Source organism: Fischerella sp. PCC 9605, assembly GCF_000517105.1.
Classification (GTDB): Bacteria; Cyanobacteriota; Cyanobacteriia; order Cyanobacteriales; family Nostocaceae; genus PCC9605.
Window position 1 is genome coordinate 2,240,105 of sequence record NZ_KI912148.1, and the last position, 22,505, is coordinate 2,262,609.

Annotated in this window: 24 protein-coding genes and 1 pseudogene; 15 read left to right on the top strand and 10 right to left on the bottom strand. The window is 41.6% G+C overall.

Going from position 1 to position 22,505, the window contains the following annotated elements; genetic code table 11:
- Positions 1-196: 196 nt before the first annotated feature.
- On the bottom strand, positions 197-1,099 hold the full coding sequence (locus FIS9605_RS0112185) for a phosphate/phosphite/phosphonate ABC transporter substrate-binding protein (RefSeq protein ID WP_026732831.1): 903 nt from the start codon (positions 1,097-1,099) through the stop codon (positions 197-199).
- 397 nt (positions 1,100-1,496) lie between these two features.
- On the opposite strand from FIS9605_RS0112185, the gene FIS9605_RS0112190 reads away from it, so the two are divergent.
- From FIS9605_RS0112190 to FIS9605_RS44005, 4 genes are read left to right on the top strand one after another with little or no spacing between them, the layout of a single operon-like run.
- Positions 1,497-3,929: an ATP-binding cassette domain-containing protein gene (locus tag FIS9605_RS0112190; protein ID WP_026732832.1), complete on the top strand. Its 2,433-nt coding sequence runs from the start codon at positions 1,497-1,499 to the stop codon at positions 3,927-3,929.
- A gap of 49 nt (positions 3,930-3,978) precedes the next feature.
- Positions 3,979-4,224: a DUF433 domain-containing protein gene (locus FIS9605_RS0112195; protein ID WP_026732833.1), complete on the top strand. Its 246-nt coding sequence runs from the start codon at positions 3,979-3,981 to the stop codon at positions 4,222-4,224.
- Positions 4,224-4,571, top strand: coding sequence for a DUF5615 family PIN-like protein (locus FIS9605_RS0112200; RefSeq protein ID WP_026732834.1), 348 nt, complete (start codon positions 4,224-4,226; stop codon positions 4,569-4,571). The genes FIS9605_RS0112195 and FIS9605_RS0112200 overlap by 1 nt, the downstream gene beginning before the upstream one ends.
- A 52-nt stretch (positions 4,572-4,623) precedes the next feature.
- Complete coding sequence (locus tag FIS9605_RS44005) at positions 4,624-4,791, top strand: hypothetical protein (protein ID WP_197036028.1); 168 nt, start codon at positions 4,624-4,626, stop codon at positions 4,789-4,791.
- A gap of 101 nt (positions 4,792-4,892) precedes the next feature.
- On the opposite strand, the gene tnpA is transcribed toward FIS9605_RS44005, so the two are convergent.
- Positions 4,893-5,297, bottom strand: a complete 405-nt coding sequence (gene tnpA / locus FIS9605_RS0112210) for an IS200/IS605 family transposase (RefSeq protein WP_026732835.1) — start codon at positions 5,295-5,297, stop codon at positions 4,893-4,895.
- A gap of 51 nt (positions 5,298-5,348) precedes the next feature.
- Between tnpA and FIS9605_RS36915 the strand changes: the two genes are divergently transcribed.
- Positions 5,349-6,209, top strand: coding sequence for an RNA-guided endonuclease InsQ/TnpB family protein (locus tag FIS9605_RS36915; RefSeq protein ID WP_231510306.1), 861 nt, complete (start codon positions 5,349-5,351; stop codon positions 6,207-6,209).
- Positions 6,210-6,224: 15 nt separating this feature from the next.
- A pseudogene (locus FIS9605_RS45165) lies at positions 6,225-6,653 on the top strand (zinc ribbon domain-containing protein); the annotation flags it as partial.
- A 21-nt stretch (positions 6,654-6,674) separates the two neighbouring features.
- Here the strand turns inward: FIS9605_RS45165 and FIS9605_RS0112220 are convergent.
- Entirely contained in the window at positions 6,675-7,382 is a 708-nt protein-coding gene (locus FIS9605_RS0112220; protein ID WP_026732836.1) for a M15 family metallopeptidase, read from the bottom strand.
- Between the two features lie 238 nt (positions 7,383-7,620).
- On the opposite strand from FIS9605_RS0112220, the gene FIS9605_RS44010 reads away from it, so the two are divergent.
- Positions 7,621-8,121 (top strand): helix-turn-helix domain-containing protein, encoded by a 501-nt coding sequence (locus FIS9605_RS44010; protein WP_026732837.1) that lies wholly within the window; start codon positions 7,621-7,623, stop codon positions 8,119-8,121.
- 2 nt (positions 8,122-8,123) lie between these two features.
- Positions 8,124-8,645, top strand: coding sequence for an IS630 family transposase (locus FIS9605_RS44015; protein WP_051469980.1), 522 nt, complete (start codon positions 8,124-8,126; stop codon positions 8,643-8,645).
- Here the strand turns inward: FIS9605_RS44015 and FIS9605_RS36925 are convergent.
- Positions 8,603-9,371, bottom strand: a protein-coding gene (locus tag FIS9605_RS36925; protein ID WP_442854705.1) for an IS5 family transposase whose coding sequence is annotated in 2 segments (ribosomal slippage) — positions 8,603-9,349 and positions 9,351-9,371 — 768 coding nt in all. Because the reading frame shifts where the segments join, the coding sequence is not laid out codon by codon here. The two genes, FIS9605_RS44015 and FIS9605_RS36925, sit on opposite strands and share 43 nt — an antisense overlap.
- A 726-nt stretch (positions 9,372-10,097) precedes the next feature.
- On the opposite strand from FIS9605_RS36925, the gene FIS9605_RS0112240 reads away from it, so the two are divergent.
- On the top strand, positions 10,098-11,861 hold the full coding sequence (locus FIS9605_RS0112240) for a carotenoid oxygenase family protein (RefSeq protein ID WP_035139550.1): 1,764 nt from the start codon (positions 10,098-10,100) through the stop codon (positions 11,859-11,861).
- Here the strand turns inward: FIS9605_RS0112240 and FIS9605_RS0112245 are convergent.
- From FIS9605_RS0112245 to yidD, 3 genes are all read right to left on the bottom strand, one after another.
- The gene (locus FIS9605_RS0112245) at positions 11,858-12,967 is read right to left on the bottom strand and encodes a tocopherol cyclase family protein (protein ID WP_026732839.1); all 1,110 of its coding nucleotides are present in this window, start codon (positions 12,965-12,967) and stop codon (positions 11,858-11,860) included. The two genes, FIS9605_RS0112240 and FIS9605_RS0112245, sit on opposite strands and share 4 nt — an antisense overlap.
- 164 nt (positions 12,968-13,131) lie before the next feature.
- Positions 13,132-14,127, bottom strand: a complete 996-nt coding sequence (locus tag FIS9605_RS36930; protein WP_051469981.1) for a DUF1350 family protein — start codon at positions 14,125-14,127, stop codon at positions 13,132-13,134.
- Between the two features lie 449 nt (positions 14,128-14,576).
- Complete coding sequence (gene yidD / locus FIS9605_RS40920) at positions 14,577-14,798, bottom strand: membrane protein insertion efficiency factor YidD (protein ID WP_072032395.1); 222 nt, start codon at positions 14,796-14,798, stop codon at positions 14,577-14,579.
- Positions 14,799-14,856: 58 nt separating this feature from the next.
- On the opposite strand from yidD, the gene FIS9605_RS0112255 reads away from it, so the two are divergent.
- Positions 14,857-15,573 carry a diacylglycerol/polyprenol kinase family protein gene (locus FIS9605_RS0112255; protein WP_026732840.1) on the top strand — a complete coding sequence of 239 codons (717 nt, stop codon included), beginning with the start codon at positions 14,857-14,859 and terminating at the stop codon, positions 15,571-15,573.
- Positions 15,574-15,635: 62 nt separating this feature from the next.
- On the opposite strand, the gene FIS9605_RS42635 is transcribed toward FIS9605_RS0112255, so the two are convergent.
- Complete coding sequence (locus FIS9605_RS42635; RefSeq protein ID WP_155960409.1) at positions 15,636-16,100, bottom strand: hypothetical protein; 465 nt, start codon at positions 16,098-16,100, stop codon at positions 15,636-15,638.
- A 311-nt stretch (positions 16,101-16,411) separates the two neighbouring features.
- Here FIS9605_RS42635 and FIS9605_RS0112260 point away from each other — a divergent pair, with 311 nt between their 5' ends.
- Together FIS9605_RS0112260 and FIS9605_RS0112265 are read left to right on the top strand one after the other, a co-directional pair.
- Entirely contained in the window at positions 16,412-17,113 is a 702-nt protein-coding gene (locus tag FIS9605_RS0112260; protein ID WP_026732841.1) for a hypothetical protein, read from the top strand.
- Between the two features lie 624 nt (positions 17,114-17,737).
- Complete coding sequence (locus tag FIS9605_RS0112265; protein ID WP_026732842.1) at positions 17,738-18,349, top strand: hypothetical protein; 612 nt, start codon at positions 17,738-17,740, stop codon at positions 18,347-18,349.
- A gap of 89 nt (positions 18,350-18,438) precedes the next feature.
- Here the strand turns inward: FIS9605_RS0112265 and FIS9605_RS0112270 are convergent, their stop codons facing one another.
- Together FIS9605_RS0112270 and FIS9605_RS44020 are read right to left on the bottom strand one after the other, a co-directional pair.
- Positions 18,439-18,762 (bottom strand): Rieske (2Fe-2S) protein, encoded by a 324-nt coding sequence (locus FIS9605_RS0112270; protein WP_026732843.1) that lies wholly within the window; start codon positions 18,760-18,762, stop codon positions 18,439-18,441.
- A gap of 173 nt (positions 18,763-18,935) precedes the next feature.
- Positions 18,936-19,091 carry a hypothetical protein gene (locus tag FIS9605_RS44020; protein WP_197036029.1) on the bottom strand — a complete coding sequence of 52 codons (156 nt, stop codon included), beginning with the start codon at positions 19,089-19,091 and terminating at the stop codon, positions 18,936-18,938.
- A 545-nt stretch (positions 19,092-19,636) separates the two neighbouring features.
- Here FIS9605_RS44020 and FIS9605_RS0112285 point away from each other — a divergent pair.
- The 3 genes from FIS9605_RS0112285 (at position 19,637) to FIS9605_RS0112295 (ending at position 22,422) form a co-directional block, all read left to right on the top strand.
- Complete coding sequence (locus FIS9605_RS0112285) at positions 19,637-21,016, top strand: nicotinate phosphoribosyltransferase (protein WP_026732844.1); 1,380 nt, start codon at positions 19,637-19,639, stop codon at positions 21,014-21,016.
- A gap of 99 nt (positions 21,017-21,115) precedes the next feature.
- Positions 21,116-21,715 (top strand): nicotinate-nucleotide adenylyltransferase, encoded by a 600-nt coding sequence (locus FIS9605_RS0112290; protein WP_026732845.1) that lies wholly within the window; start codon positions 21,116-21,118, stop codon positions 21,713-21,715.
- Positions 21,676-22,422 (top strand): NUDIX hydrolase, encoded by a 747-nt coding sequence (locus tag FIS9605_RS0112295; RefSeq protein ID WP_026732846.1) that lies wholly within the window; start codon positions 21,676-21,678, stop codon positions 22,420-22,422. Before FIS9605_RS0112290 ends, FIS9605_RS0112295 begins: the two co-directional genes overlap by 40 nt.
- Positions 22,423-22,505: the final 83 nt, after the last annotated feature.

The following is a 22,505-nucleotide window of genomic DNA, read 5'->3' on the forward strand; positions in this document are numbered from 1 at the left end:
AGATTATCCTCTAGGAGAACCCAATTTGAAGCTTTTACATATAATTACCCTTTTAAAAGAAAGGTAATTTTTCGTTAAGAAGTTTATTCATCCGCCAACCCGCCAAATGCCTAATTATTTATCGGTATAACTCTTAGAAAATATGCAAATAAATTATTAAATTTTATGAAGCATCATTCAATTAACTGCTTGCCCATTAACTTTGATTTTGCTCGGTAGGTGTTTCTGGGAGGAGAATTGCAGGTGTTTGCTTAACTCGTGCTTCTAAAGGTCTAACTTTTTCGACTATCTTAATAAACTCCTTGTAATTAGGTATTCTAGCAGCAGGAACGTAACCTGCGTCGCCAGCAATATCAGCAGGTGCATCGTTCATGACTTTTTGGATTTGCTGCTGTTGATTGCGGTCTACCGTTGGTGCAAGCAGCATCACTCCAGGGGGTATCCATCGGCTTGTGTGTAAAATTCTAAACTTGGTTGCACTAAAACTGCGTCGATGAACTTCAAAATCTTGCTCTGATATAGCACCCGCATCAACAGTGCCGTTATCAATCCATTCAAGGATAGTTTTGGGAGTAGGAGCAGAACGGATTTGAGCTAGGGTTAAACCGTAGAGGTCGTATAAAGGAACATAGTAACCAGCAGCAGAACCGGCTTCTCCTAAGGCAATGGTTTTATTAGCCAAGTCTGATATTTTTTGAATTGGTTTGTCGTCTCGGACAATCAGTAAAGAGCGTTGTCTACTACTGGCTCCTTCCATTGAAAATAGAGGAATGTAAAGTTCTTTGCCGATCGCGATCGCTGCTAAACCAGGAGGTGCAAACACCATATCCCATCTTTTGTTATGAATTTGGTGAATGGCTTGTAATTCGTTGTAAGCTGGTTCCAGATCCACTATTGACTTAGTTTGTGAGGCAATGTAGTCTTTAAAGCGCTCATAATTCTCGAGTGAAACTTTTCCTTCACCATAGCTCACTACACCAATGGTCAGTTTGTCTGGGACGTTATTTGTTTGTTGAGAATTGCATCCCGCCCCTAGTAGTCCAATTAAGACTAATAGCTGGATAAAAAAACGCGGCCAAATAAAAATAATAGTTTTCATAATTATTAAATTACTGTAAAAGGAGATGATCGGGTGTGAGTAATTTTAATTATCTCTTTTTAAGATGGTATAGGAAGGCGATCGCACTAAAAAGTTAACCTTGATTGCAGTAAATGTTGCTATTCTAAAATATATGTTGACTAATATTAGGTTGTTCCCGATCATTATAGAAATAAGTAATTGACTCGGTGTAAATAAACATGATAGGCAATCGTTGTTTGTTGTGTGTTGTTTGTTGGTTGTTCCAAACAACAAATAACAACCAACTACCAACAACTCTCTTAGTTTATTCATGTCCAACTGCTGAGCTAGTCTACAAACTCATCCGGAAAATTATCCATAATTTTTTTAGGGTAAGGGTGTGATTTTAATTAGATAACTAAGTTTAAGAAATCTCATGACAGGGAGCTTTGAACAAGCTACGCTTGTAAGTCCTCAACCTTTTTTGGAACTTAATAATCAAGGTCAAACCCTACGGCTTTATCTCCAAAAAGATGAACATCGCTTAGGGCGTGGTCGGGAGTGGGCAGATTTAGAAGTACCGATAGGCTGGGAAGTCTTCTCTAGAAAACAGGCTATCTTACGAAAAGAAGGAGAAGATTATCGCATTTACGATGGTGATGGTATCAATCCCAGCCGCAACGGCATATTTTTAAATCAAATTCGCATTGATCCCTCCACAGGCTACCTGTTAAAAAATGGAGTGCAGTTAGAAATCGGTCAATCTCCTCATAACCGAATTCAGCTAAATTACTTTAATCCAGTTGATGCTCCAGCAACAATCCCGTCTCACCGTCGCTTGGTGTTAAAGGGTTTGAAAGATTGGCCCGTGCAACTCGGTCGGTTTCCCACACCGGATCGCTATTCCTCAATGCAGTTAGATGCACCTACAGTTTCCCGTCTACACGCTGCGATTTATCCTGATGGGAAAGGGGGACACATTCTCCAAGACTTGAGTACAAATGGTACTTTTGTCAACGGTCAACGAGTCTCAAAACGTGTACAACTAGCGGATCAAAGCAGGATTCAGATTGGCCCGTTTAGCCTGCTTTATCGCCCAGACTGCTTAGAATTACTGGATAGTGGTAGTCAAATTCGCCTTGATGTCCACCGATTGAAACGCAAGGTCAAAGATAAAGAGGGACGCGAAAAAGTTATTCTTAACGATGTGTCATTGGTGATTGAACCAGGACAATTGGTGGCATTAGTTGGCGGTAGTGGTGCTGGTAAGTCCACCTTGATGAAATCTTTATTGGGAATTGAACCGGTATCTTCTGGCACAGTCTATCTGAACGGGCACAATTTGCGGCAAAACTGGCCGATGTATCGTTCGCAATTAGGCTATGTCCCCCAAGATGATATTGTGCATCCCGATCTGAGAGTTGAGGAAGTTCTAGCTTATGCTTGCAAGCTAAGATTGCCACCCGATATAAATGTTAAGGATGTAGTTGATAAGACCTTAGACCAAATTAAGCTCACTCACGTCCGGACAAATTTTATACGTAACCTCAGTGGCGGGCAACGCAAGCGCGTCAGCATCGGTGTAGAACTTTTAGCAGACCCAAAACTGTTCTTTTTGGATGAACCGACTTCTGGTCTTGATCCTGGTTTAGACAAAGAGATGATGCGCCTGCTGCGGGAGTTGGCAGACCAAGGGCGGACAGTGGTATTAGTTACCCATGCTACAGCTAATATTGAGGTGTGCGATCGCATTGCGTTCATGGGTAGGGGTGGCAAACTTTGCTACTTTGGCCCTCCCCAGGAAGCACTACGCTTTTTTGAGATGCCCTCAGAAGACTTAAAGTATTTTTCAGATATCTATATCAAACTCGACCAGGGCGGTAGTGCGAAGGATGTTACAACAACCGTTGACAATTGGTCGCACAAATACGAAAGATCGCCAGAATGCCAAAAATACGTAAAATCACAGTTAAAACCTGGTAAAGATAATACTTCTAAACCGGATGATAGTATCCACACAGGCATATCTCCGCTTAAACAACTGTGGTTGTTGAGTCAACGGTATCTGCAATTAGTATTACGCGATCGCGCTAGTATAATTTTCTCTTTGGTATCGGGGCCGATCGCGATCGCGCTGACTGCTTGGATCTTGCGAGACGAGACACCGCTAAAAAAACTCGATCCGGCAGAAATTACTCAAGGCCCGCTAGCACTCAAAGTACTATTTATCTTCAGCTGTATAGGAATTTGGGTAGGACTTTCTAGTTCCGTGCGGGAAATTGTCAAAGAAGCAGCCATTTATGCGCGAGAAAGACTCATCAACTTAGGCTTATTTCCTTATTTGGGTTCTAAAGTTCTGATTCGTTCTGGTTTAGTTTTGCTGCAAACTCTGTTAATTGTTGCAGCTGTCTTAGTGGGTTTTAAATCACCAGAATCTAATCTCATGCCTTGGTTATTGGGTTTGGGTATTACTACTTTTTTAACCCTACTAGCCAGTGTTAGTCTCAGTTTAATGATTTCTGCTTTTGTTAAAAGTGAAAACGAAGCAAATAGTATTCTTCCCTTGATTATGATTCCCCAAATCATTCTCTCAGGAGTGCTGTTTGAATTGACAGGATTAGCGGCTAAACTAGGTTGGCTAACAATTAGTAGATGGTCAATTGGTGCTTATGGAGTCTTAGTTGATGTTAATGCAATGGTTCCAAAAAGTACTCCAGGCGCACCATCTTTAGATAATATTTTTGAAGTTTCTTCTGTTTACGATCCAACTTGGAAGAATTTAGGTTTAAATTGGGGAATTTTGGGTGTGCATACGTTGGTTTATTTAGTTGTGGCGTTGTTGTTGCAAAAACGGAAAGATATTGTGTAATGGAAATTTTATTAAACTAGTAGTAGTAATTTTTTGGAACTACATAATTATGGACTGGCGACAATACATCCATTCAGACCCGAAAATATTATTGGGTAAACCAACAGTCAAAGGAACTAGATTATCAGTTGAATTCTTATTAGGGTTATTTGCAAATGGCTGGACAATACAACAAGTGCTAGAAAACTATCCCACTCTCACAACTGAATCATTACAGGCTGTATTTGCTTTTGCTGCTGAGTGTATGCAAGAAGAATCTTTGTATACGCTACCATTTTTATCTGAGACAGCATAATGCGTTTTCTTGCAAATGAAAATTTCCCTGTAATGAGTGTGCAACGGCTACGCGAAGTTGGTTATGATGTCGCTTACGGGAGTGAAGACGCGCCTGGTGCAGAAGATTCTCAGGTTTTGGAACGGGCAGTTCATGAAGTAAGAATTATTTTGACTTTTGACCGAGATTATGGTGAATTAATTTACCGTATGCGGATGCCAGCACCAATTGGTTTAGTTTATTTTCCCATAACACCTGAAGAATCAGCACAAGATTTACTACGTTTGCTGAATATTGAAGGATTAGCTTTAGAAGGATATTTTACAGTATTAGAACGTACACAGTTACGTCAGCGTCCATTGCCGTAGTCTTTGTTTACCGTCCCGATCCTAACCGTTGGATTGATTGGAGGATAAGAAAATGACACTAAAAAAATTAGCAGATTGGGCGCAGTCGCAAATCAATAATACTGCACAGTCGGAAGTTAGGCCAGACATTGGCGTGACTGTTTTACAGCTAATTGATGAACTCGAACAGCTACAAAATCGTGTTAAAGAATTAGAGGCGAAACAATCAACTTTAGCTTAGACTTAAAACCTCTTCACCAAATATTTCGATATGACGATGAATAGCAGATTTAACATCAGCTAATGCTTCCTTATCGAAAATTTTGGGTCTAAAACCCCGTCCTAGAAGGACGGCTTTTCTTGTTCTCGAATGTAGTGCTTAAGCACTTCAATCGGTGCGCCTCCAACGGAGCTAACAAAGTAGCTAGGACTCCAGAGGGCATCTTTTCCATACGGCTTAGGATACCCAGCCTGACCATATCGACGGCTAGACACTCCTTTTAGAGCGTTGACTATTTGAGAGATAGAAAGCTTGGGTGGATATTCAATCAATGCGTGAATATGGTCAGATTCCCCATTGAATTCGAGGATTTGAAAATCCATTTTCTTAGCAACCTCTTTGAATGATTTTTCAATCAGTTCAAGGCTTTCGGGAGTAAATACAGACCTACGATATTTAGTGACACAGACCAAATGAACTTTTAGACTCGAAATACCATGTCTTTCTCTGCGTAATTGGGTTGTCATTTTCTGTAGACCAAGTTAGAATGCATTTGCAGACCAATTCTATCACAGACAATGAAAGCGAGATATCAATACCGTTTCTACCCAACAGACCAACAGCAGGTGAGTTTAGCTCAGTTGTTTGGTTGTGTGCGGGTAGTCTGGAATGATGCTTTAGCTTTGTGCAAGCAGTCTGAAAAACTGCCAGGGTATAACAAGCTTGCTGCAATGTTGACTCAAGCTAAGAAGACTGAATCGAGACACTGGTTAGCGAATGTTTCTTCTGTGCCGTTGCAACAATCACTTAGACAGTTAGAGGCTGCCTATAAAAACTTTTTTGAGTCCAGAAATGGAAAGAGAAAGGGTAAAGAAGTAGGTTTGCCAAAATTCAAAAAGAAATCAAATCGCCAGTCTGCAACTTTTGCAACTACGGCTTTCAAGATATCCTCCGGAGAAGTCTACTTAGCAAAGATTGGCAACGTAAAGCCGATCTGGTCTAGAGAACTCCCCTCTATTCCGAGTTCTGTAACGGTCATAAAAGACTGTGCAAATCGGTATTTCTTGAGTTTTGTAATCGAGATTGAGCCGAATCAAACTGATGCCAAAAACCAAAGCATTGGAGTCGATTTAGGACTCAAAACTTTTGCTGTAATGTCTGATGGTTCTAAGTCCGAAAGTCCCAACTACTCAGAGCAGGATCGTAAAATTCGCAAGCTTCAGAAGAAATTGGCACGTCAGCAAAAAGACTCAAAACGGAGAAACAAAATTCGTCTTCAGATTGCTAAACAACACAACCGAATTGCAGATACCCGCAAAGATTTTCTCCACAAACTATCGACCAAAATTGTCAACGATAACCAAGTCATTGTTTTGGAAGATCTGAATGTGTCAGCAATGGTGCAAAACCGTCGATTAGCCAGAGCAATTAGTTTCTAAGGTTGGAGAGAGTTTAGAAATCTGTGGGAAGCAAAATCACAGAAACTTGGTAGGACATTTCAGACCATCAATCGATGGGAGCCAACAAGCCAAGTGTGCTCTGAATGCGGTTTGAAATGGGGTAAAATCGATCTATCAATTCCTTGTGTACTCTGCTTGAACTGCGGTGCTGAGCACGATAGAGACGAGAATGCAGCCAAAAACATAAAAATGGTCGGCATGGGGCATCGGCACGACCTTAAACGGACGGGGAGCGACTATAAGACTACTTTTGTAGCCCGTTGCTGTGAGCCGTCAAGAATCACCGACTATGCGTGGGCGGTGAGTATGTCAAAAGTGTCGCCGTTGCGTCGGAGAGAAGTCACCAGACGCTTCTGCGGCTTCCGCCGTAGACGCCCGCAGGGCGGCTTCTTGCAGAATTCAGAACTTTGGAGGAGAGGTTAGGGGTGGGGTTCTCTATCACATCTACACAAGACGGCCATAGCGTGCTACAAAATTCTGATCTGGATTTGCTTGATTATGCAACCAAGCCCACATCTGATCGCCTAAGGAAAAATGCCACCACTCGCGAGGGTTGCGTTTAAATCCGGCTTTTTCCATCACATCACACAATAGTAAACGGTTCCCATGATACTGCTGTGCTTCTGGAATATCGCTAATAGCATAGTAATCGGGGAGCGATCGCTCTGACAATTCATCAATTGGCGAACCCATGTTTACAACCTCGCCTGTCTCATCCACCAATGTTACATCTACAGCAGCACCAGTACTGTGAGGCGGTGGTGTTTTTTCATCCAAACTGGGTTCAGCCCAAATTTTATAAACTTCCTGCCAAATCTCTTGGCGCTGGGTTGCAGATAACTCAGCCTCAACGAGTCCTCTCTCGCGCACAGCTTCGGCAAAAGTGTAATCTACCATAAACTGCTGGACAACCACTGGACGATAAGCGTCAAAAATTTGAATGCGCCAATCAGGACGTAGCAATTGCAGGTAATTTTGCGCTGCTATCAAACTATCAACAAGGCTTTGGCGGAGAAAATAAGGGGAATGTTCGCCATAAGGCGCACCTAATTTTTCATATGGATGGGGAAACTCCACCGCGAACAATTCTAAGGGAATTGCTACGAGAGGTTCACCACACTCTTGAATTGGTACTTGATGATACGGTCTCATTAGTATTTTTATAATTAGAAATCGACCACAGATTAACACAGATAAATCGTCGCTGTGCATTTGGTGTGTATCTGTGTACCTTCCGGGGAGTCCGTCTACGTTTCCCAAAAACAACTGGACTATTGCTAACAAGCATTCTGCTTTTCTTTGTGGATTCATTCACATTAGACGTAATACCAATTCTCCAAAATAAGGCTACAGATGAGAGAATAAGATTTAATGAGATCAAGGATGTCCAATGTCAGGGGTATATCAACTAGAAATAAAACAGAGCGTAGAAGAACTTAAAGAGCTACTGGCAATACAAAAAACTGCAACTTGTAAAGAAAGAGTGCAGTTACTCTATCTACTCAAAACAGGGCATGGACAAACAATTTCACAAACAGCAGAAATTATTGGTCGGAATCGAGTCACATTACACAAATGGATTCGACAGTATAAAGCCGGTGGGATTGAAGAACTATTAAAACAAAAATCTTCCCCAGGGAGACCAAGAACTATTCCACAATGGGCAGAAAAAGTACTCGCTCAAAGATTGCAAGAACCACAAGGATTTAATGGTTATCAAGAAATCGTCGAGTGGTTGGAACAAAACTTGGGAGTAAATACTTGTTATAAAACAGTTCACAAGCTGGTTTATTATCGTTTGGAATCATACCCGAAAGTTCCTCGCCCCAAGAGCGTTGAACAGCAACAGCCGCAAGTAGAGGCATTTAAAAAAACCTTGCACACAACTTAGCAATGCTTCATTGGTTTTGTGTGACAGTTTTATGTACCACGAAAACTATTCGTTTTTGCTGTGAGGATGAAACTCGAATTGGATTGAAAACAATCACAGGACGAAAAATTACTGCTCGTGGTGTTAAACCGATTGGTGTACATCAATGGCAGTTCAAAGCAACATATTTAGATGGAATCATTGAACCACTCACAGGCGAGAGCTTTTTTTGGGAATTTTCGCATCTTAATACTGACTGTTTCCAGATTTTCCTCAATCTGATTTCTCAACATTTTGCTGATTCCGTACTCATTATTCAACTCGACAATGATGCATTTCATCAAGCCAAACGTCTTCAGATACCAGATAACATCATTTTATTATTTCAGCCAGCACATTCTCCAGAGTTAAATCCAATTGAGCAGGTTTGGCAGTATATTAAGCGGCGACTTCGTTGGTTATTACCTCAGAGCGTGTTTGAAAAGTTTTTGGGAGTAAAAATTTATGCTAATCGTCTCAGCATAATACGTATCATGGCAAGATAAATAAAAGTCTCTGATGTTTCTGGCAATAACTCATAATCTCGAACCAATCGGCGACATCCCATCAACCAACCAAAAGTTCGCTCTACAACCCAACGTTTTTTGAGCAAGACAAAACCCTTAGTCTCTTGCGATTGCAATACGACTTGCACAATCCAACGGCAAAAATTCATCACCCACTGCATAAAAGGTTCTCCGTCAAATCCACCGTCAACCCATATGGTTGTTAAGCGAGATATCTTTTGATTAGACTGTTTAACCTGCTTTAAGACTTGCTTTCCTCCTTCTGGTTCACCAACATTGGCTGCGGTGACTAAAACCCTCAACACTAATCCCAAGGTATCGACGCTCATAAATCGCTTACGTCCTTTAAGCTTTTTACCCGCATCAAAACCAACTGACTGACTCACCATTGCTGCACTTTTCACACTTTGGCTGTCGATTATTGCTTCAGATGGACTTGGATGACGTTGATTCTCGATCCGAACCCATTCTCTGAGACTGTCATGGATTTTTAGCCAAGTCCCATCTTTGCGCCAATTGCGAAAATATGTATAGACGGTCTGCCAAGCTGGAAAATCTCCTGGTAGCGACCGCCATCTAACTCCTTCTAGCAAAATGTAGAAAATCGCATTGAGAACTTCCCACATATCGACTTCACGCTTACGACCACCCGGTTTTGCTTCTGGAATTAGGTCACTAATCAATATTATATTGTTCCAAGCTCAGGTTGCTGGGGTAAGCGCCACGAGTACCACTCTCTCGGTGCTGTTTACTATCTATACGAGCGCGTATACCCAGAGAGCTTTTTTACAACATACCCGACTTTTCAAACACCCTCTCAGAAACTTGATGATTTACGTGCTGCTCTCTACGCTGAAATCGGGAAATTAACAAAACTAATTATTGCATCTATTGCTCGAAGGCAATATATTTTGGTGGCTTTATCTGTAGCCAGTTTTTAGAGTATTGGTATAACTTCTTCGACGAGTGTTAGAACCTGATGAATCAGTATCGGAACCTGATGAATGAGTGTTAGAACCTCATTAGCAAGTATTAATGGACTTCCAACCAATGGTTGTAGTAGACTGGCAAGCCTAAAATGGTGTAATAGAAATGTTCGTAGTGAGCGCTTCAGCGCGAAACAGGCTAAAAATCTAATGCACAAATTTAGCCTTGCCACGCCAGTAGGGTGTGTTAACGCGACAGCGTAACGCACCTTGTCTGTGTTAGGCGGTGCGTTAGGCTTAACGCCGTAACGCACTCTTGGATAATTTATGTTTTGGAAGTCTCTAATAACTCTTGAGTAAGTATTTTTGTTTAACTTCGCAGCATTTTTTGTCACACCATCCCATATTCTCACAACAGATTAAATATCATTGCGGTTAATGGGACTAAATCTGCCCCAGATGCCATACTGGAGTCATTTCTTCCTGACCTATCAGGGCTGTGGTTATGGTAATACCAGTAAAGGCTCTCTCTCGCTCCAGCTTTGGTCAGTTCGATGCCAAAGTTACCGGCTCATGGCCAAATGATATTTCTGGTCACATCTTCATCGTCGGGCCTCATCATCGTCCACGAGAAAGACACCTATTTGTCGGTACAGGTGTAGTGGTGCGTTGGGATTTGAAAGCAGAAAATGGTCGCATTCGCGTACACAGCAAACCTCTACAAACTTGGGACGGTTTCTGGCAAGAACTCTTTCCTTGGACTTGGAAGGGAGGTTACTTTCCCGCTAGCATCAGCCTTTTAGGTATTGCTGAAATTGCTAATACTGCTGTGGTCAAAATGGATGGGCGGGTATTCCTGACTGCGGATGCTGGACGTTATTGGGAGATCGACCCAGTTAGCCTCAAAACTATTACTCCCGTCGGTTATTTTGACGAACATGTTATCACCGCACCAGGGTTGGCTTTTCCAATGGTGATGAACACAGCCCACCCCTTCTACGAACCCGATAGCAGTTTGTTACTTGGTTGCGAACTCAAAGCCAGACCGCGTTTAGAAAATATCTGGGGGGACATGGTTTGTCATCCTTACATATATATGTGGGATGGTAAAAGCAATCTCAAGCAGTGGAAAGTTGATGGTGTCGAACTCGATGGTAGTACCCACTCGCTTGTAGTCACCGAACGTTGTGTGTTAGTGCCAGATATGCCTTTCCAGATGGGCTTTAGCACGGTTCTCGGTCTTAAGATTCCTCCAGTCAGCCCCTATCCCCAAACTCAAATCCACGTGGTAGATCGCAGCGCCCTTGTGGAAAATACTGAAACCGTGCCCGCCCGACTGGTGACTTTTCCAGGCGATAGCTATCATTTCCTGTGGAACTATCGCCACACGCAAGAGGGGCATATCCAACTGTGCGCTATTCAACAAAGTACTCTTGGTCTGACTCAAGCCATCGAAGACGATGACATCAATCACTTTACCGGGCAACGTTTTCAACCGGAGTTCTGGGGCATTCCTTGGATGTTTGCTTTTGATCCTGGCATTCTCCGCAAAGTTACGATCAAAGTAGAGCCGCAAGATACACGCACACTCAACACAGAAACATTTATCCATCCTGGCTGGTGGTCTACTCAACTCTTCACTGCTGACCCTCGGGAGCAGTTCAGCGCTGAAGGTTATTCTGCTATCTATCAAGTTTATGGAGGTTTTTATCGCGACTTGCTCAGCCGTCGCCAGTACCTCCAGTTTCGCGACGATCTCAATCGCATCCTTGTAGACGAAGAAATACCTTTGCAAGACCTGCCTTCTGTTTTGACTCGTATTCCTCTCAATGAGGATTGGGACAGCCTCACCGCTGATTTGCTTGCTGAACAGGCTGCCCATCCGGAGTTACCGTTAGCAAGCCTGGGTAGCTCCCGTCTGGATTTCTATGTATTTCCTGAAGGATACTTGCTCGATAGTGTGCAATTTATACCGGAAGGTCAAGGTTACATATTGACTACCGTGTTGTTCCAAGAATACTACGAAGGTTGGTTGTTTGCTGCCAATGACCTCAAAGGCGGTGCGATCGCCAAAATCAGTTTACCAGAAGGTGTCAACTTTGGCTTTACACTTCACTCTGAATACTTACAGAGTTTAAGTTCCCAGCGACCACCCTATCAAGTTAACCGCGTTTTGAGTGCAGTGCGATCGCTCACCAAGGTTCCTGTAAAAACTATCACAGAGGCATTCAAGATTATTTGTAAGAGTCAGATGAAACGCTTTCGCTAGTAAACGCCGTACTCGCAACCGCCGAGTTCGCCATCAAATATATCAATTAACTCAAAATCTTTGCCTGTTCGTTGATACAGTTTCACCGTACCCGCCGCATAACCACCATTCCATAACTGATTGTGCTTTTTTTCCCCATCCGGATTTTCATAATTGATAAATAGCATTGTGTCTTTCGCGCAGGTGAAGTATATCTCGATTTTCGCCTGTTTATTCCAAGCAACGATATCCCAAATTACCTCCTTTTCCGTGACTTCGCAGCGAAACTTTTGGCGTGGGGACTGCCAAATTTTTGAGAAATTAAACTCATACAGTCGCTCCTCGTGGTAAAAAACAACAAGTACGCTGCGTTGCAAAGGCACACCGAAAAATACAGCTTTTGCACCACCCACATCCAAACTAGTCAGCGCCAGCTTTTTCTTTGTAGTGCGGCAGGTAAAATTGTTGCAATTGAGCCAAACCCAAGGATTTGTGTAGTCTGTACCCCAGTTTTTATCTTGATAGCCGTAACTTGTTTCGGGGGTGACTGCAAACTCCTCGCCGTTGAAGATAATTGTCCCGTTGTAGAGAGTTTTCATCCCTTGGATATGCCAATACATCTGAAAAGCATTGAGCGATCGCGCCAATTCAGATGCACCGCAACCCACACTATAGGAAAGCACCTTTTTCGCCTCTAGATCCCAACTCATTTCCCCGGCGTCGGACATAAACTCTGGGTGTTCAGTGGCTTGTGTCTGTGAAAGCTTTACCGCACCTTTGATGTGAGTTTCCGTAGCGAAATTGTCACCAATACGTACATCCATTTTGTCAACCGAGGCAGTAAAATCTGTGATGCCATAGTAGTTATGAATTTGTACCGCCTCATTTTGACTCCAGCTACCAGCCATGAGCATGGCGTAAGATGGTCGGATACCTTGGCGCTTATTTTCTTCCAGTTGACCTAAAATCGGCTCTTTGCCACCAAGTGCAGGATTGATCGCAAAATACTCAATGAAAAACGGTCTTTGCAAGCCACTACTTTTGCTGACGCCTACCAACGAGTGCCACCACCAATCGTAACCTCTCGTTGCTAATTTTCCTTGCAGCATGTATGCATTGCGACTCATTTTTTTTAGTTAGTGGTTAGTAGTACCCCTGTAAAGGTGAAATCTTTAAAATAAAGTTTTCTTTGTGTCTTTGTGTCTTTGTGGTTCAAAAAGTAAGTTTTATTAACCACCAAGACACTAAGACACCAAGTTGAATCATCAAAAATCTGGCCAAGTTGGGCTGGTTATGCTGCCGATTGAGTAATGTTGCTAGAACGAAGTAGCAGTTCCTTGTGTTTCAGTTCCCCTAAGAATTTAATCGCCACACCTTCTAGTTGTCTAAATTTAATCGGTTGAATGAATTTATCCATTGGGTTTAAATCAACCACATATTCACCGATTTGATTGCCAACTGGTTCTAAATGTTTGCAATGTCTGCCTTTTACAGTCCGCGTGTCTGGTAGTTCTTGGTGCTGAATTTGCGGCAAGTTTCGCAACATCCAAAGTACATCACTATTTTCTTGAATCTTCGGGCTTTTGTCTTTGTCAGTTACACTTCCGGCAATAGTATCCTTATCAAAAGAAATCATTCCTGTTAAGTTAAATAACTTACTTTCTTTGATCAAGTACTGAGTTTGTTTTCTCGTAGGTAATACACCTAGACCCAGTCTATCCAGCGAATGTGCGATGAAAGCTAGAGGTTGAGGAACAGCACTTTCAGTATCACTAATATCAGGTGCAAGCAGTAAAGATGGTTGACCCTTAATATTGCATCTTTCTTTGGGAATGCTGCTAAGATTGTCTTTAATTTGTTGCAATTGGCCTTTACGAATTTTTTCGGGGATTTTTTCTAAAATAGTTTCCCAATCGTTACTGAGAAACTCTAGGAGAGTAATATATTTACACCCTAAGCTGTGACCAATCCAATAATATTTTTTCTTATCTTGATAGATGTCATATTGGTAATTTAATCTTTTAGCGATTTGAGTGATATCTTCTGCTAATACACCTTGTTCTCTCAATAAACTAATTGCGATCGGCCAATGACGAAAAGTAAACCTGAATGGTAAAGCAATGATTGTATAATCTTCTTCAAAAATCTTTCTTAAAAAATATCGATAAAATATAGTTGGAAAAGTACCGAAAAAAGCACCTCCTATAAATTGCACTACCCCTTTTGGATTGGGATGAATTGCAACCCAACTATGGGAAACCGGGTGAAACTTAAATTCTGCACTCATGTATATGCTCCCTTGCAGTAGAGAAATAGCGAAGTTCGGAAATCGCCACCCATGCTTGCAATTTCAGTTGCACAGATATCGCCTGTGTTTCAACAACATGGGGTTAATGTTTATCTGATTTTGTTGAACTATTGGGAGCTACAAAGTATAGTGATTCTATTCCGGATTTTGCCCAAATATTTTTTGCACCAACTAAAATCTAACTTTTTGTTTAGAAGATTATAGTTTTGTAGAATAATATGAAAAATCCTGTGAGTTACTTTCAGATACTCACAGGCTACTTCTTAAGTGAGGGTGTTAGTGCAAAATAACACAACTCAGGTATATAGTATATATTTTGACAGAAAAGTTAACAGCATATTCAAGAGTCAAGGGGCAATAATTAGTGGTGAGTGGTTAGTAGTTAGTAGTTAGTGGTTATTCTCCCCATCTCCCCATCTCCCACTCTCCTACTCTTCCACCTCTGGTACTGGATCGTAACCACCTGGATGAAAAGGATGACAGCGTAAGATGCGCCGAATTGCTAACCAAGAACCACGACACGGTCCAAATCTCTCAATTGCTTGGATGGCATACATAGAACAAGTTGGTTGAAAGCGACAGGTAGGAAGGAATAATGGTGAAATGAATATTCGGTAGAACCGAATCGGCCAGATCAATAATAGTTTCAACACAGTCACGTTTTTCTAATAAATTGGTATCAAAGGTCAAAATTTCTTATATAAATCTTTGCTGTTACTAAGTTTGTTTCCCAGTTTAGAGTCAATTTCTCCTCTCGGGCTGCAAATTGCCAGCGTTGCAGCTTGGCTTTCCCTGATCATCCTGAGTGCATGGGGTGTTAATCGCTTTGCCAAAGCAGATCCAGAAATAGTCCGCAAGGTAGTGCATATTGGTACTGGCAACGTAATTTTGCTAGCTTGGTGGTTGCATATTCCTGCAATAGTGGGTATCTCGGCCTCGATTTTAGCAGGTACTATTACCTTATTGTCTTACCGCTTTCCCATTCTTCCCGGGATCAATAGCGTAGGACGGCGAAGTTTTGGAACATTCTTCTATTCTGTGAGTATCGGTATTTTAGTTGCCTGGTTTTGGCATCTACAACAACCCCATTACGCTGCCCTTGGGATTTTAGTGATGGCGTGGGGAGATGGACTAGCCGCAGTGATTGGACAACGATTTGGCAAGCATAAGTATAAACTTTTTGGAGGGCAAAAAAGCTGGGAAGGCTCCTCAACAATGGCTGTTGTCAGCTATTTCATCTGTAGTTTGATTTTACTGAGCGTACAGGGCAACTCTTGGCAAACTTGGGTTATATCTTTGGTAGTAGCTTTAGTTGCAACTGGTTTAGAAACTGTTTCGTTTATGGGTGTTGACAATTTGACAGTTCCTATAGGTAGTGCAGCCCTGGCTTTTTTGTTAAGTCAGTTTTTAGTGGTTAGTAGTTAGTAGTTAGTAGTTGGTTGTTGGTTGTTGGTTGTTCCAAACAACAAACAACACACAACAATCAACTATCTGTGGTGATCGTATCTGCGATAGTAGAAATTGGTTTGCGGAAAATCTACGCCGTGACGAAACACTCTCCGGTAATTCGGATGATAGTAACGGTAATTGGGATAATAAACCCTTTGATAATGGGGTCTATAGTAATGCCGTCTGTAATAATGCTGCCTGTAATGGGGATGCCGCTTGTGATAGCGCGTTCTCTGGTAATGCCGTCTGTAATAACGTTGTCTGTAATGAGGATGCCGCCTGTGATAGCGCGTTCTATGGTAATGCCGTCTGTGTTGACTGATTTTGTAATCTTGGCTGTGTATTGTTTGTTTTAATTCTGCTGTGTCAGCTTCTTCGGGTGAAAGGATGGATGTCTGAATAGATGAGGGGATATGAACTTCATCTTTTACAGATGCTGTTGCTACCTCTAATCCCAAGCTAATAGGCAACACTAAAGCACTGACTACAAACTTCCAAAACATGATTGCGTGCTCCTAATTTCTCGTTCTTTGGCTCAACACTCCCTATCTCTCACCTAAAAGGTTGGGAGGTTTATTTTTATGCTTGGTGGTTCACGCAGTTTTGATCTAATGCCAGAGAATGGCTAGTTTGAGATTCCGCCTGTTCAAAGAAGTAGGTTTGAGATATAGAAAAATAACTAACACGAAATCCATCCAGAGGAGAGTTATTAGCGAACTTAGATCTAAAAATATTGTAATTTTTTGTTAAAATTTTACAAAAAGTTACATAACATGAGCGAAGACTCTTGAACATTTACAGCGAAAGATCCTGGATGACTGTTCTACCACTATCTCAACCACTGCTAAGTGAGAAACAAGAAGAGTTAGATATTCAAGATTTACAAGGTTTATTACGCCTTGATTGGAAAATTGGTAAATTCAAGCTGTGGTCAGGGTTTTATACGCGAATAGATCAGGTATTTATTATTTGGGGTCTTATTTGTGCTGGTATTTTTCTGACTGCCCAATTTTTACCGATTAGCTGGTACACGCAAGCAATTGTCTGGTCAGTTCTTACCCTCGTCGGTACGATGAGTATGGTGGTTTTTACATGGTTTTGGGTAAGTGTAGAAAGGCTGCGCTGGCTATTATATGGCTGGGTAATTTTAATGTTAGGAACTGTTGCGCTGACTGACATGGGCATTTTTTATGGTTGGGGTGCTGTTTTGATGCACCTGTGTCCTTTGTGGTTGACAGTCAGCGCTGTTGGTTACTTATTGACGGCTTGGGGAGTGCGATCGCGTACCTTTTTACTTATGGCTATAATTCACTTTGCTGGTATTGCTGTTTTACCTTACTGTTGTGGTTGGCAATTTCTCACTACTGGTATTGTGATGGCGGTGAGTTTACTAGTGTTAGCTGAGTGGCAATGGGATATGCGTCAGTCAATCGATTTCGATGTGTTAACACCAGAGCAAAAATTATTTAATCAAACACAACAAGAGCTTCGTTTGAAGAAAAAAGAAAATTTTTAAATATTTCTGTAGATTAAACTACAATTTCTCAGTTTTCTTTCAAAATAAAAATGTGCAGCATATATATATGAAAAAGGCATGTATGCTACACCATCGGCGCAGGAGTTGTGCTGTTTGTCCTGCTAATCGCTTCCCGAAGGAGAACGGCGTCAGGGCAGCGACCGATAGCTAATTGCAAACTAAAAAGTAAATAGCCAACATACCTTGTTGATTAGGAGTGGTGTAGGAGTTGAGTAGCAGTGGTGTAGGGTTTTTGCCGTTTCCCCTGCTTTACGGGTACTGGAGGGATGCTAAAACATCCATCAGAACAGTCTAAGGTGTCTGACACTATATAATCATAAAATTGGACAACTGGGATGTTGTGGCTTTTTAACAGAGACTCTTTTGTATGTGTATGAAAAACTTATCCCGCTTGAGAGATGTTTCTCCAAGCGGATTTATTTGTATTGTAAAGATGGTGTAAAAAGCATAACAGAATTTATGATACTTGACATATTATAAATTTGCTAAAGTCAATGCCAGAGACAGATTTGAAATTAAACGTTGCTGAATTATAGATAAAAAATAAATACGACATTTTTCAGCCAAAAAACCTTAAATCTTTTTAAAATCAGCAACGGCAAAATGAGCTTCTTTAATAATTCCGTACCACCACTGCGTCGCAAACAGGTAATTCCGAATATTCATGACTCAGAAGAACTCTGGTTAGTTAACTGGCAAATTGGCAAAATCAAGCTTTATTCGACTTTTTATACCCGCATAGATCAAGCTTTTATACTTTGGGGTATTTTACTGATACCAATGTTTGCAACAGCGCAGTTTTTCCCTTTTAGTTGGAATTTGCAGGCTGTTGTTTGGTCAATTCTCAGCATGATTGGTACTGTAAAAATGTTCAGCTGGACGCAGTATTGGGTGAAGCGAAGACACGTTAGCTGGGTGCTGTATTGCTGGGTACTGCTAATGCTATTCGGGATAATATTAACTGATTTGGGTATTTTTTTCGGTTGGGGAGAAGTATTATTAAATTTATGTCCCTTGTGGTTGGGATTAAGTGCTTTGGGATACCTGTGTACTGGCTTAGGAGTGCGATCGCGTACACTAATATTCATAGGCACACTTCACTTGCTGGCAATTTTCATTTTGCCTTATCTAGCCAGTTGGCAATTTCTCAGTACAGGTGCTTTGATGGTTTTCTGCCTGTTAATGTTGGCTGAACTTGAGTGGGATCATTGTTAAGGTTGTTATTAGTTGTTATTAGTTATTGGTTGGTGGTTGTTTGGAAGGAACAACCAACAAACAACCACCAACAAACAACAAACAACAATTTATCCGCGATTCTGGAGCCATCCTACCATCACTTCTCCATCTTGAATCTGGACTTGATAAGTGGAAACCCGATGTCCACCTTGATGATCTGCCTCGCCAGTGTCAACACAAAAACTCCATTGATGCCAAGGACAGTAAATCACCTTGCCCTCTAGCCTACCACTTTGCAAGGGGCCACCCATATGTGGGCAAATGGCATTGATTGCATAAATATTGCCCTCAACATTGAATAATGCGATCGGTTTATCATACAACCCCATCACTAACCGACCGCTACCAGGAGGAACATCTTCAAGATTACAAACTTTTTTCCATTTAGTCATTAGTCAATGATTCGTTGTTGGTTGGTTGTTGGTAGTTGGTTGTTGGATATTCCAAACAACAACCAACTACCAACTCATAACTATTCAAATGACAAATAAAAAAGAAAATCGGTGAAATTTGGATTTTCTTGTCCACCGATTTTGATTTTGATTGACTCATCTTTTCTTTGTATTTACCAATTATTGGCTGTACCTTCCTTGTATGGATCGCCTGTAAAGGGTTGTACACCAATGTTAGGATAAGCATCATCATTTGGTCCGAATATCCGTACAGCGGCTTCCGAAATATACTGAGTTATCCTAGCAATTAGATTGGAGATAGCTCTCATAATTAGACTCCCTTGTTGTGCTCGCTTTGATGGGATATCTATACTCTAATTCTAACATTTTTAGTTATCTGATATCCTCAATATATTTACATTTAACGCAATATTATTTGACAGATATTTGCAAAGATTCAACTAGTTAAAAAGGCAAATCTTACCTGTTTGATTATGATTGTAACTAAACTTAGTAATTGTTTGGTAATGGTTGGTGGTTGGTTGTTGATTGTTGTTTGTTGTTTGTTGGTGGTTGGTGGTTAGTGGTTAGTGGGCAAGGGGCATCGGTAAGAAAACCAATGCCCAATGCCCGATGCCCACTCTTCCATTCCCTATTCCCTTTTTTATTGGTCTGAGTGTACGCAGTTTATGACAGCTTATTATTATTCACTATAACTATTACAAAAGTTTAAATATTGGATAAAAATTGAATTAAATAAACTGTAAAAATACTAACAACAGTCTTTTGCTTACAAAGCATAGTCAAACATTGACATTATTTATGGTGAAAAATACCATAAACTAAAGAAGGATTCTGGAGAGGGGGCGATCGCATGACGTATTTCCCAGGTGTGTTGAACCAAGAATTAACTCTGTGTGCTGATGATTACAGCCTGTTGACAGACCTTTACCAGCTGACGATGGCAGCTTGTTACACGGGTGAAGGTGTAGAACAACGACGGGCAAGCTTTGAGTTATTTGTCAGGAAACTGCCAGAGGACTTTGGCTATTTAATCGCGATGGGACTGGCGCAAGCATTGGAATATTTGGAGAAATTTCGCTTTAGTGCTTCCCATCTGGAGGCTTTGCAGGCGACGGGAATTTTTGCTCATGCGCCCGATCGCTTCTGGTCGCTGCTAGAATCAGGAGGTTTTAGCGGGGATGTGTGGGCAGTAGCAGAAGGAACAGCAGTATTTGCCAATCAACCTTTGTTACGAGTGGAAGCACCTTTGTGGCAAGCCCAATTGGTGGAAACCTATCTACTGAATACCCTAAACTACCAGACTTTAATTGCCACACGAGCGGCTAGAGTGCGTGATGTTGCGGGCGAGCAAGCAAAGCTGCTGGAATTTGGTACTAGACGGGCATTTAGTCCTCAAGGGGCGCTTTGGGCAGCGCGGGCGGCGTTGGCAGCAGGTTTCGATGCCACTTCCAACGTGTTAGCTGCATTACAACTAGGCGAAAAACCAAGTGGTACGATGGCACACGCCTTAGTCATGGCACTAACAGCAATGGAAGGTAGTGAAGATCAAGCGTTTGCAGCGTTTCAACAGTATTTTCCCGGTGCACCACTATTGATTGATACTTACGATACTATCGCTGCTGCTCAGAGATTAGCGATGAAGGTCAACTCTGGACAAATGAAGTTGACTGGCGTGAGGTTGGACTCCGGTGATTTGGTGGCATTGTCAAAACAAGTGCGATCGCTCCTACCTAGTGTAGCAATTGTAGCTAGTGGAGACTTAGACGAGCAGGAAATTCACAGGCTAAAAACTGCCAATGCTGAGATTGATGCATATGGAGTGGGGACGCAACTAGTGACAGGAAAGCCCGTGAATGGAGTTTATAAATTAGTAGAAATTAATGGCATTCCGGTAATGAAAGAGTCGAGTGGCAAAATGACTTATCCGGGACGCAAGCAAATTTTTCGTTCGTTTGCAGAAGATAAGGTGAAAGCAGATTGTTTGGGATTAGCAGATGAAAGTCGCCAAGGAGGACTACCTTTGTTGCAACTGTTTATGAAAGAAGGTAAACGGATGCAAAATCAAGAGACTTTGGCAACAATTAGACAACGCACAGCAACCTCCGTAGCAAGTCTACCCCAAGAAACTCGACGTTTAGAAAATCCAGTACCGATAGCAATGGAAATTTCGGAACAGTTACGGGTTTTGACAGAGAAAACGCTGAAAAAACCAGCATTAGTTAGTGGTTAGTGGTTAGTGGTTAGTGGTTAGTGGTTAATGGTTAGTGGTTAGTAGTAAACAACTAACAACTAAACCAAGGACAAATAACAAATGACAAATGACAATAAAATGAGAATTGCCTTATTTGGAACAAGTGCCGATCCACCAACTGCTGGACATCAAGCGATTATCAAATGGTTGTCACAGCGTTACGATCGCGTAGTGGTTTGGGCAGCAGATAATCCTTTTAAATCCCATCAAACTCCTTTGGAACATCGGGTGGCGATGTTACGACTATTAATTGCCGATATCGATTCGCCATCACATAATATTAGCTTGGAACAAGAACTCAGCAGCTTGAGAACGCTAGAAACCTTGGATAAAGCAAAACAACGTTGGGGAGAAGAAACTGAATTTACTTTAGTGGTAGGTTCAGATTTGCTGACTCAACTATCGCGTTGGTATCGAGTTGAAGATTTGTTACAGCAAGTACAACTTTTGGTTGTGCCACGACCGGGATATGTAATAGATCAATCTAGTTTGCAGGCAGCGGAAAATCTAGGAGCAAAAATAGCAATCGCTCAATTAAATGCTCCAGATGTTTCTTCAACAGCCTATCGTGAACATGGAGATGCCGAAACTCTCACACCCCCTGTAATTGATTATATTCATCAACAGCATTTGTACAAATGCCAGGACGCACCCGAAAAAAGCTTGCAGATCCGCTAAATCAACAACCTTTGGCTGATTTCAAAGTCGGTGTTGACAATGTAATTTTTTCCGTAGATACAGCCCAGAACCGACTGTTAGTATTATTAGTCATGCGACAGCAGGAACCCTTTTTAAATTATTGGGGTCTTCCCGGTACTTTAGTGCGTCGAGGCGAATCGTTAGAAGATGCTGCCTATCGCATCTTAGCTGAAAAAATTAGAGTCAAAAATCTTTATTTAGAGCAATTGTACACATTCGGCGGGCCTCATCGCGATCCACGGGAAGCAACCGATAGTTATGGGGTGCGTTATCTCAGTGTTAGTTACTTTGCCTTGGTGCGATTTGAAGAAGCCGAATTGATTGCTGATAAAGTTGCTGGTATTGCTTGGTATCCAGTTAAGCGAGTACCGCAATTAGCTTTTGATCATAACGAAATTCTCGCATACGGACACAGACGACTAAAAAATAAGTTGGAGTATAGTCCGGTGGCTTTTGAAGTTTTACCAGAAGTCTTTACTTTGAATGATTTGTATCAGTTATACACTACGGTTTTAGGAGAAAATTTTTCCGATTATTCTAATTTTCGGGCGCGTCTACTCAAGTTGGGTTTTCTATGCGATACCAGAATTAAGGTATCGCGAGGTGCAGGGCGTCCAGCTACTTTATATAAATTTGATGCGGAAGCTTTTGCTCCCTTCAAAGATAAACCTTTGGTGTTTATTTAATTGAAGAAAGCAGGAGGCAGAAGGCAGAAGGCAGAAGGTTTAATTTTTGACTTCTGACTAATAACCAATGACAAATGACAAAT

Excerpts from the sequence above, each read along its gene's own strand:
- FIS9605_RS0112185 (WP_026732831.1), bottom strand. The coding sequence starts at position 1,099 with ATGAAAACTATTATTTTTATTTGGCCGCGTTTTTTTATCCAGCTATTA.
- FIS9605_RS0112190 (WP_026732832.1), top strand. The coding sequence starts at position 1,497 with ATGACAGGGAGCTTTGAACAAGCTACGCTTGTAAGTCCTCAACCTTTT.
- FIS9605_RS0112195 (WP_026732833.1), top strand. The coding sequence starts at position 3,979 with ATGGACTGGCGACAATACATCCATTCAGACCCGAAAATATTATTGGGT.
- FIS9605_RS0112200 (WP_026732834.1), top strand. The coding sequence starts at position 4,224 with ATGCGTTTTCTTGCAAATGAAAATTTCCCTGTAATGAGTGTGCAACGG.
- FIS9605_RS44005 (WP_197036028.1), top strand. The coding sequence starts at position 4,624 with ATGACACTAAAAAAATTAGCAGATTGGGCGCAGTCGCAAATCAATAAT.
- tnpA (WP_026732835.1), bottom strand. The coding sequence starts at position 5,297 with ATGACAACCCAATTACGCAGAGAAAGACATGGTATTTCGAGTCTAAAA.
- FIS9605_RS36915 (WP_231510306.1), top strand. The coding sequence starts at position 5,349 with ATGAAAGCGAGATATCAATACCGTTTCTACCCAACAGACCAACAGCAG.
- FIS9605_RS0112220 (WP_026732836.1), bottom strand. The coding sequence starts at position 7,382 with ATGAGACCGTATCATCAAGTACCAATTCAAGAGTGTGGTGAACCTCTC.
- FIS9605_RS44010 (WP_026732837.1), top strand. The coding sequence starts at position 7,621 with ATGTCAGGGGTATATCAACTAGAAATAAAACAGAGCGTAGAAGAACTT.
- FIS9605_RS44015 (WP_051469980.1), top strand. The coding sequence starts at position 8,124 with ATGCTTCATTGGTTTTGTGTGACAGTTTTATGTACCACGAAAACTATT.
- FIS9605_RS0112240 (WP_035139550.1), top strand. The coding sequence starts at position 10,098 with ATGGTAATACCAGTAAAGGCTCTCTCTCGCTCCAGCTTTGGTCAGTTC.
- FIS9605_RS0112245 (WP_026732839.1), bottom strand. The coding sequence starts at position 12,967 with ATGAGTCGCAATGCATACATGCTGCAAGGAAAATTAGCAACGAGAGGT.
- FIS9605_RS36930 (WP_051469981.1), bottom strand. The coding sequence starts at position 14,127 with ATGAGTGCAGAATTTAAGTTTCACCCGGTTTCCCATAGTTGGGTTGCA.
- FIS9605_RS42635 (WP_155960409.1), bottom strand. The coding sequence starts at position 16,100 with ATGTTTTGGAAGTTTGTAGTCAGTGCTTTAGTGTTGCCTATTAGCTTG.
- FIS9605_RS0112260 (WP_026732841.1), top strand. The coding sequence starts at position 16,412 with ATGACTGTTCTACCACTATCTCAACCACTGCTAAGTGAGAAACAAGAA.
- FIS9605_RS0112265 (WP_026732842.1), top strand. The coding sequence starts at position 17,738 with ATGAGCTTCTTTAATAATTCCGTACCACCACTGCGTCGCAAACAGGTA.
- FIS9605_RS0112270 (WP_026732843.1), bottom strand. The coding sequence starts at position 18,762 with ATGACTAAATGGAAAAAAGTTTGTAATCTTGAAGATGTTCCTCCTGGT.
- FIS9605_RS44020 (WP_197036029.1), bottom strand. The coding sequence starts at position 19,091 with ATGAGAGCTATCTCCAATCTAATTGCTAGGATAACTCAGTATATTTCG.
- FIS9605_RS0112285 (WP_026732844.1), top strand. The coding sequence starts at position 19,637 with ATGACGTATTTCCCAGGTGTGTTGAACCAAGAATTAACTCTGTGTGCT.
- FIS9605_RS0112290 (WP_026732845.1), top strand. The coding sequence starts at position 21,116 with ATGAGAATTGCCTTATTTGGAACAAGTGCCGATCCACCAACTGCTGGA.
- FIS9605_RS0112295 (WP_026732846.1), top strand. The coding sequence starts at position 21,676 with ATGCCAGGACGCACCCGAAAAAAGCTTGCAGATCCGCTAAATCAACAA.